Consider the following 9707-nt stretch of genomic DNA (forward strand, 5'->3'; position numbering starts at 1 on the left):
AAGACGCCGAGGCGAACAACGCGCACAGCATTAAAGTGACGGCGACGGAAACGGGCGACTTAGGCGAAGACAGAGTTACTGACATCGTGGTGAAGTTGAATGAAACCAGCCGAGATGAAGCACCAATATCCGAAGATTTCACTATTCAAATCGACACTAACGACCAAACTAAAGTTGTTTTCAATACAAACGCTAGTGACATTGATGGTGATAGTGATCATATTTCAGATGTTGAAGACGATTTAGTGGATAACACGCTTGTTGGTGTTGTCATCACCGAACTTCCAAGTGATGGGGTATTGTTTGGTACTGATGAAAATGGAGTCTACCGTGAAATTACTTCTGATGATTTGCATATAGTTGGATCTGATGGAAGCATCACGAATGGTGGCATGCGCTTTGACTCTGACAGTATTAAGTATGAAGCGGATACCGACAATGTAGGTTTCTTCCTAGGAACAAAAGAGAATTTTACGGAGAAGCACGAGTCATCACAGACAGAATTCTATAACTGGGGTGAGTCAGTAGGATCAGAACCAAGTTCTAGCCGAGAACTCACTTTGTCTAATGGAGACACCGTAACGATCAGTACTGATGACGGATCTTTGACTCAATATCGTGGTGGTCCCGGAACTAATCATGTTGGTTACGGTATTGGGGTTGACGGTGATAATGGCATCAACGTTGGTGAAAAAATAACCGTATCTTTTGATGATAATCCAGTTAAAAGTTTGAATATGGGGATCGATGGCTTAGGTGGTTTATTTGAGCATGGCGATGATAATTCTGCATTAATTACTATTAATTTTGTAGATGGTTCGGAGTCACATATCGAATATTTCCTAAAACCTACAGGAGATGGCGGTAATAGTGGGTTGCTTCAGGAGTTTTCGTATACCAGTCCAGATGGAAAATTGATCAAATCCGTGAGTGTAACTACTGAAAAAGAGGGGAATTGGGAGCTTAAATATATAGAAGCTGAACCAGCAGATGATTCATTTGACTATAAAGCTGTTGATTCAAGCGGAAACTATAGTGAAGAATCTACAGTAACTATAGATAAAGCTGAACTGTCGGCCAATCCACAGCCGAAACCTGGTGTAGCTTCTATTGAACTGCAATCTAACAGTGTCACGGAAGGGGATGACCTTATTTATGAGGTTACTCTAGACACTGAGACTGAAAGTGAATACCAATATCAAGTCTCTTTTCTTGCTGAGGGTTCATCTGCAACGATTTCTGATATCGATCTTCAATCAATGACGTTTAGTCATGATGGAGTCAAGTATAACTCGAACACAGGTAAGCTGAGTGTTCCAGCAAATGTGACTACGTTTACAATTACATTGCCAACTGTTGACGATGCGGAGAAGGAAAATGCTGAAAACTTTAATCTAACTATTGAAGGCGTTGACGGAGCCACCGGAAAAATTCTGGATAACGAAACCTCAAGTTATCATACCGTTGAAGAAGTTAGTTCTTTAGAGCTAACAAATCTTCCTCTAGATTTTGCTCTCCCAAATGGGGTTAGTTCAATAACAACAACATTAGGTGGTGTTGTTAATTTAGTTGATGGCAAGTTTATTTATCAAGCTCCAGTCCGTAATCATAATGACGAGACGTCAGATCAAGATAGCTTTACAGTTAATATGGATGGTGCTAACCATACTGTAATGATCGACATTACAGACACTAGACCTATCGCACGAGATGATATTTCAACATTAGATGTCATTGTGGACTCATTTACATTTGCTGGCATTGAAGCTGAATGGACATCGTCAACGGGTGGCAATAATAAGTCTACATTCGACGGAGATGATAATGATACTGCGAAAGACCAGTTACGCTGGGGAAATGTTGATAGCAGTAAAAGGCAGTCAGGATATGGCTTCGCAGATAACGATGCGGCACTGTTGGGCGAACTTCCATTAAATCAAGAAATAGTGTTAGGGACGTTTACTCATTATAATTACACGATTGGTACGGGGACTGGCATTACAGAGGCAACACTTGGTGTCAATTTCCAGCTAACAGATACCTATGGTCACTCCCAATCCGTTAGCCTCAATATTTCATTCGAACATAACGAAACTCCAAATAGCGTCGGTAATGGCGATGACATCGTTACTGTCCAAGAAACTAGTGCAACCTTTGATTTTGAAGGTGAAGAGTACCCTATAGATGTAATCGGATTCAAAGATGCTGAGGGCAATATCGTAACGTCTATAAACACCGAAGAAAACGCAAGCACCTCATATGAATTGGTGGTCAAAATGATCCCTGGTTCTGGTTATACTGAACCTTCTATTGGTGGAAATGTCTATGAGGATAATGGAAATGGCGTTGATGTTATAGGTGTCGATGATGTTAAAATCACTAGTATTGAAAACTCGGAAGGGGAATCAGGCGTAATTGGCTCCTCTATTGCAGGGCTTTATGGTGATTTGGTGCTTGAGTTGGATGGTCATTATGTTTATACACTCAATACAAACCATGGTGGTATTCCTGAAGGCGCTGTCGATACATTTACTTACACACTTACAGATGATGATAATTCACACTCTCAGGCCGACATTATCATTAACCTAAACACCATATCAGCGGATGAATTGAAAGCTACACCTGATGTTTATGAAATCAATGAAGGTGGTGTCTTAGCTGAAAATTTATTAACAAATGATGGAGAAGAAGTCACATCTGTTTCTAAGTTTACTATTGATGGCCGAGCTGAGGAATATATTGTAAATACTTTATCTTCTGGGACTTCAACAGAAATTTCTGAAGGAACAATAGTTATTAAAGCGGACGGTAGTTTTACTTTTACACCGTCTTCCCCTGATTGGAACGGTGATGTGCCGACCATTACGTATTTTACTGACAATGGCTCATCTGCCGATGTAAATGTCAGAGTGAGACCTGTTGATTCACCCACCGATACCGCTAGTGATGTCAAAGTAATCAAAGAAGAAGCCGTAGCGATAGGTGATGTTTTAGCAAATGATAATGATGTTGATAATGAATTGTCTGTGAGTTCATTTAGTGTTGAAGGTATAACAAGTAGTCCAGTAGTTTCAGGAACCACTGTAAATATAGAAAATATAGGGTCAATTATTATTGAATCTACAGGGAGCTACACCTTTACACCATTAGAACATTGGAGTGGTGATGTCCCAGTTATTACTTATACAACTAATACTGGTAGTTCTGAGACACTGTCAATTTCGGTAAGGCCTGACGCAGATGCTCCGAATTTAGAATTTAAATCAACAAATTCTGTCGCATCTATCGATTTTGAAGATGTAGTGATAAAGAGTGGTAGTTGGGATAGTGATATAGAAATTAATCAGGTTAAAGGGGCAGGAACTATTGGGCAATGGTTGACGTCGAACAACGGGCAGCATGTTGAAGTTGGTACAGAAGGCACATATTTACCGGGAACATCTAACAATCAGGTGATGGAGATTGAGGGTGAACCTGGAGACAAGGTCTTATACACCGATATGAATCTCACTGCCGGGCGCTTCTACAATTTTGAGTTCGATATTGCTGGACGAGAGAACAGTGCTTCTACGTCAGATATGTCAGTTAAATTGATGAAATTAGATGATAGTAACCAACCTATCGGTAGCAGCGTCATTGAATTATATGATTTTAATCCGACCACACATACTTGGCATCGAGATGAGTCGTTTACACTTCCCATTTATGAATCTGGTAAATATAGGCTGCTATTTGAAGCGGATGAAGCGGACTCTGTTGGCGCTATTATGGACAACATTTCGTTCACGGTTGTCGATAATTTAGGTTATGAAGATGCATTTATAAAACTTAGCGAGATACATGCCTCGCTAGTTGACAAGCTCGATCAATCGGAAACCTTGAAAGTTGAGCTTTCCGGTATACCTGCTGGAAGTGTCCTCATCGATGGGTTGGGCAATAAGCATACGGTGGCTTCTGAAGGCGAAAAAGTCGTTGTTACCGATTGGAATTTGTCTTCGCTTCAAATCAAGGTATCTGATTCAAGTAAATTTGTAATTACGGTTATTGCGACTGCGACTGAAACTGAAAGTAATCTCTATGATGACGATAGTGTTAACCTTGTAAATGAATCTATTGATTACATAAGTGTCGAGGTTTTAGAAAAACCAGATGAGGTTCTCCGTTCTCCAATTGATAATTATGAGAGAGGTGACTTTGATATTTGGTCTATTGATGATGCTAGAGATACCGTTAAGGTCAAATCTCCAGGTGAAGCGGAGTCTCTGAAGTGGACTCAAACTGGCGGAACAGCGACAGTTAATAACATTCAGGGAGAAGACAAGTCGGAGCTCATCAATGTCGGAGACGGTGGTGATAAAGTCGAGTCAGGAAAAGGTGATGATATTATTTTCCTTGGTGACAGTGAGAGGAGCACACCACAAGCTCAGTCTCAAGCAGAGCGTGAATTAGCTAACTTTGTTGAAGGTGCAGATTCTATTCACATTAAGGATGATTCACAATTTAAAGGGAGCAGCGGTAGCAATAGTTCGATAGATTATGCTCATGCTGGCGCTGGCAACGATATAGTTTATGGTGAAACCGGTATCGATGCTCTATTCGGAGGCTCTGGTAACGATACTATTTACGGCGGTTCTGGGAATGATGGTCTTCGTGGTGGCACAGGTAACGACACGCTAGATGGTGGTATTGGTAACGATATTCTCATTGGTGGTACGGGTAACGATATTCTTACTGGTGGGGAAGGCGATGATATCTTCAAATGGGTTGATGACTCATTAGATGACCACGAAGATGTGATTACTGATTTCCATCGAGATACCGATCATATCGATTTATCAGAGCTGATTTCAGATACAGGAAGTTCAGACATGAACGATTTGCTATCAAAGATTGACGTTTCTACTGATGGCGATGATCTTACGCTTACTATACCGCATGGCTCAGAAACACAGACGATAGTGCTGGATCATGCTGCCAGTCAGTTCAGCGAATTCAATTTGGATGGTTCAAGCGGCAATTACTCACCGACTGATATGCTAGAGATTCTAAAGATAATCCATGTTGATTAATTAGAAAGAGAAAAGGGCCGAATGGCCCTTTTTTGTATGACTATTTTAGTATTTTAAAACAGATGTTTAGGTTAGCTATACCTAGATTAGAAAATACTAGGGAAATTGATGGTGTTGCTTATAGAACTTTACAAGCAAAACCTTTTAGGTAGAAACCTTCTGGGTAAGCAGTGTCGGTAAGGTGATCCGCCGCTTGTTCAAAACGCTCTACAAATTTTACACTACGGCCAGCATCTAATGCGGCATCTGCAATAATTTTTTGGAACAGATCTGCTCCCATTAAACCAGAGCAAGAGTAAGTCAGTAAGGTGCCACCTGGGTTTAAAATCTGCATTGCCAACATGTTGATATCTTTATAACCGTTCGCACCAGATGTTAAGTTGTTCTTGCTAGATACAAACTTTGGAGGGTCCATGATAACAACATCAAACTTTGTACCTTGGTCGCGGTATTCACGCAATAGTTTGAATACATCCGCATTCAAGAACACTGCGCGTTTTTTGGAAATATCAAATTCATTGATTTCAGCGTTGTGTTTAGCCGTATCTAATGCAGGTTGAGATACGTCTGCATTGATTACACGTTTTGCTCCGCCTTTCAGTGCGTATAGTCCAAAACCACCGGTGTATGAGAAACAGTTTAAAACGTCTTTGTTTTTAACGTATTTCATTGACTCTTTACGGCTGTCACGCTGATCAAGATAGAAGCCCGTTTTGTGGCCTTCAACAATGTCGACACTGATTTTGATGCCATTCTCTTCAATCACAACAGACTTAAGTGGCTCTTCGCCATGAAGAACACCCACAGTTTGCTCCAACCCCTCTTTTTTACGAACTGCAACATCAGAACGTTCATAAACATTACACTCAGGGAAGCAATGAACTAACGCTTCAACTAGAATCTGTTTATTTAATTCAGCGCCAGCACTGAGCAGTTGACAAACAAGAAAATCTTGGTATTTATCAATGGTAATGCCCGGCAACCCATCTGATTCCGCGGCAATCAGGCGATAACCAGTAAGGCCGTCACGTTCAATAATCTCTTCACGTAGAAGTTGAGCATTTTGAATTCGTTTGATGAAAAACTCTTTATTGATCTCTTCTTTCTCAAAGCTCCAAACACGAGCTCGAATTTGCGAAGTAGGAGAGTACGCTGCTTTAGCTAGCCATTTGCCGTTCTGCGCAAATACGTCGACAGTTTGACCTGATTGAGGCTCACCTTCCACTTTGTCAATACCACGTGAGAATACCCACGGATGCTTACGTCGAAGTGATTTGTCGCGGCCTTTTGCTAGATAAATTGCAGGAGTCATTGAGATGCTCTATATATTGAATCAAAAAATGGCGTGTATTGTCGGTGATGCGGTTGGGAAAAGCAATGTCTCACCTAAAATAAGAAAAGGGCTACAAATCTTGCAGCCCTTGAAGAGGTGTTAAACAGCGAATGTAGAGTTACCTGCTACGCCTTTAAGCCTGTGAGTAATCCTTCCATTTCATCGCTTTGTTTGCGGAGTTGTTCAACATTTTTATTCGATGCAGAAATCATTTCACACACATTGTTTGATTGATTACGAATTTCCTCAACACTTGCCGCAATATTATCAGCAACAACGCCTTGCTCTTCTGCCGCTGTCGCGATTTGAACGCTACTATCAGAAATAGACTGGTTTTTGTCTGCAAGGTGGCCTATCTCTTCATTAACTTCAGCCATTAAGGATTGACCTTCATTTGCATTGTTAACCGTCACTTCCATCAATTGAGTCAAAGATTGGCTGTTGCGCTGCAATGATTCAATCATACTTTGAATTTCGACGGTCGCTTGTTGGGTTCGACCGGCAAGCGCTCTTACTTCATCAGCAACAACCGCAAACCCGCGCCCTTGTTCACCAGCACGAGCAGCTTCGATTGCGGCATTTAACGCAAGTAAATTAGTCTGCTGGGAGATAGCATTAATGGTTGTGACAACTTCGTCAATTTGCGCAGCATTCGCGTCCAATTCTTCAACCGCTTGAGAAGCCGAAGTGATCTCGTTTGATAAATTCGAAATCGACTCAAGAGTCGTACTCACTTTTACCTGGCCGCCTTGGGCAACACTGCGAGCATCTTCTGTTTGTGTGCTGGAATCATGTGCAAGGTTAGCAACTTCACGGATTGTAGAGGCCATCTCTTCGGTCGCACTCGCTAGAGAGTTCAGGTGCTCTTGCTGAGTGTTGGAAACGTCGGAACTTTGTTGTGTTGATAAATTCAAATCAGAGCTAATTTGCTGCATAAGTGCAACAGACTCTTGAATCGAAAGTACCATTTTTTGTTCGCGTTCAGCTACTTTATCAATAGCAATAGCGATCGTACTGAATTCGTCTCGTACTAAGAAAAAGTTCATGCGCTCAGTTAAATTACCACTCGCTAGAACACTTAGAGCCTTATTCATTGTAAACATAGCACCACCAATGAAGGTCATGATGTAGTAAACCGCGAGAGCTATGAGAGATAAAGCGACAAAAATGATGACCAAGTGAGTGGTTGAAAGTGAAGCCCACAACGTTAGGTTGTGAGATGCGACGATGCTAAACGCCCCGTCCATTACTGACACAGAACCGACACCATTACCAATCTGAATGGTTTCTGAATTACTTAATAAACTGCTTACTTCCGCGCGAGTGAGTTCTCCAGCTTCAATTAAACTTTTGGTCAGAATGAGTTCATCTTGAACCAGTTGATTAAGCATGGAGTCTGCTGAACTGCTGAGCACGAAAGAGAGGATCACCAGAGCAAGTACCGGTAATAAGAAAAGGAGGTAGAATTTTTCTTGAATTTTAAGGTGTATAAGATATTTATCGATCCAGCGGAATGGAATCTCTTTCATAGTGCTATGCTCTAATTTAGATGGTAAAAACCTACAACAGAAAGTAGGTATAAAGACTCGTGAAATATAGCACTCAATTGACAAAATAGGTGTTTAGATGACTCAAAAATGTGAAAGGTTTATCGTATTTGGTGTGGTTCAAGGCGTAGGTTTTCGATATTACACATCAAGACAAGGGCTGGAATCTAATGTGACTGGGTACGCTAAAAATTTAAATGATGGTAGTGTCGAAGTCATGGTCTGTGGGCAAAGCGATAATGTTGAGATATTTGCAAAATGGCTAGCACATGGGCCTAAATCAGCAACCGTTGATTCAATCATCAGAAGTGGTCCACTAGATCGTGAGGAAGAATGCAATATAAAGGGGTTTGAAATACTGTAGAACGGTCTACAGTATTATTTAAAAATCCCGAGAGTTTATCGAAACTTGTTTTATAAGCATTTCGCTGGTTTTGGGAGTCCAGCTAATTTTGTCGCTTGCTTCGCTGGGCCTTGTTTGAACAGTTTAAAAAGATACTTACTGTTTCCTTTTTCAGGACCATGTTCTTTTTCTATCGCTTTAACCAACATACGCACTGCTGGGGATGTTTTAAACTCTTCATAAAACTTTCGAACAAATAGAATAACTTCAAGGTGAGCATCCGTTAGTTCGATGCCTTCTTCTTTAGCTAAATGTGGGATCAAATCTTCGCTCCACTGTGTGTAATCTAACAGATAACCTTGAGCGTCAGTTTCGATAGTTTTGCCGTTGAATTCAAGCATGGTAATTCCACTAATTTTTAACAGGTATTTAAATAGTTATCAGATAGGGTAGCGCAGCCGAGGTCAACTTCTCAAGCACATCTTTCTGTTGATACAAAAAAGCCCAAGGTTTTGGCCTTGGGCTTACTCATATCAATTTAGCCATTAGTCGTTGTTGGTGATACCAAGAATACTCAACAGGCTAATGAATAGGTTCAGAATATTTAGATACATAGAGATTGTTGCGTTGATGTAGTTTGTCTCTTCACCACGAACAATACGGCTAGTATCAAATAGAATGAAACCAGAGAATACCATTGCAGAGATGCTACTGATTGCAAGTTGAGCCATTGTTGAACCAACAAAGATATTGATCAAACCTGCTGCAATAACAACAATAAGACCAGCAATCAAGAAGCTACGCATGAAAGAGAAATCTTTCTTGGTCGTGATTGTGTATGCAGATAAAGATAAGAATACTAAACCTGTTAAACCAAGGGCTTGAGCGATTAGGCTAGGGCCATTTGGGATCGCAGCGTAGTGATTTAGCATTGGACCAAGAGCACCACCCATTAAAGTAGTGAATACGAAGGTCCACACAATACCTGCAGATGAATTAACCGCTTTAGGCATAACAAAAAATAGAATACCGATTGCAGCAACTTGCATTACTAGCGCCATCATTGATGACATTTGCATCGCCATAGTCGCAACGGCAGCAATAGCACTTGTGATTAGTGTCATTGATAGTAGGAAATAAGTATTTTTAAGTACTTTGTTTGTTTCTAATGTGCTCTCTACGCTTGATGAGCGAGATACCATTGGGCTATTCATAATCTTCCTCGATAGAGTGACTTAATATTTATATGAACAGTTATGGGGCTGAAAGTTCAAAAAATCAAGTCTTTTTAGTGTTGTTCTTAAATAACTTGGATTCAAGTACGAAGTGCGACACCTCTGAACATAAAAACAGTAAGGTGCGATAATCATGAAGTCTGCTCCCGCCAAGAAGTAAAAAACATGAAATATTCG

Annotated in this window: 6 protein-coding genes; 2 read left to right on the forward strand and 4 right to left on the reverse strand. The window is 40.7% G+C overall.

Going from position 1 to position 9707, the window contains the following annotated elements; all coding sequences use genetic code 11:
• A partial coding sequence (locus F0249_RS19205; protein ID WP_171757533.1) for a choice-of-anchor K domain-containing protein occupies positions 1 to 5072 on the forward strand: 5072 nt, incomplete at its 5' end.
• 118 nt (positions 5073 to 5190) lie between these two features.
• Here the strand turns inward: F0249_RS19205 and F0249_RS19210 are convergent.
• Together F0249_RS19210 and F0249_RS19215 are read right to left on the reverse strand one after the other, a co-directional pair.
• A complete protein-coding gene (locus F0249_RS19210) occupies positions 5191 to 6384 on the reverse strand; it encodes a class I SAM-dependent methyltransferase (RefSeq protein ID WP_171757534.1) in 1194 nt (397 codons plus the stop codon).
• 146 nt (positions 6385 to 6530) lie between these two features.
• Positions 6531 to 7934 carry a methyl-accepting chemotaxis protein gene (locus tag F0249_RS19215; RefSeq protein ID WP_171757535.1) on the reverse strand — a complete coding sequence of 468 codons (1404 nt, stop codon included), beginning with the start codon at positions 7932 to 7934 and terminating at the stop codon, positions 6531 to 6533.
• A gap of 97 nt (positions 7935 to 8031) precedes the next feature.
• On the opposite strand from F0249_RS19215, the gene yccX reads away from it, so the two are divergent.
• Complete coding sequence (yccX, locus tag F0249_RS19220; protein WP_171757536.1) at positions 8032 to 8316, forward strand: acylphosphatase; 285 nt, start codon at positions 8032 to 8034, stop codon at positions 8314 to 8316.
• Positions 8317 to 8366: 50 nt separating this feature from the next.
• Here yccX and F0249_RS19225 read toward each other — a convergent pair whose 3' ends face one another.
• Positions 8367 to 8696 carry a TusE/DsrC/DsvC family sulfur relay protein gene (locus tag F0249_RS19225; protein WP_017053325.1) on the reverse strand — a complete coding sequence of 110 codons (330 nt, stop codon included), beginning with the start codon at positions 8694 to 8696 and terminating at the stop codon, positions 8367 to 8369.
• Between the two features lie 144 nt (positions 8697 to 8840).
• On the reverse strand, positions 8841 to 9509 hold the full coding sequence (locus F0249_RS19230; RefSeq protein ID WP_017053326.1) for a Bax inhibitor-1/YccA family protein: 669 nt from the start codon (positions 9507 to 9509) through the stop codon (positions 8841 to 8843).
• Between the last annotated feature and the right edge of the window lie 198 nt (positions 9510 to 9707).

Origin of the sequence: Vibrio sp. 03-59-1 (genome assembly GCF_013114135.1) — a bacterium.
Taxonomy (GTDB): domain Bacteria; phylum Pseudomonadota; class Gammaproteobacteria; order Enterobacterales; family Vibrionaceae; genus Vibrio; species Vibrio cortegadensis.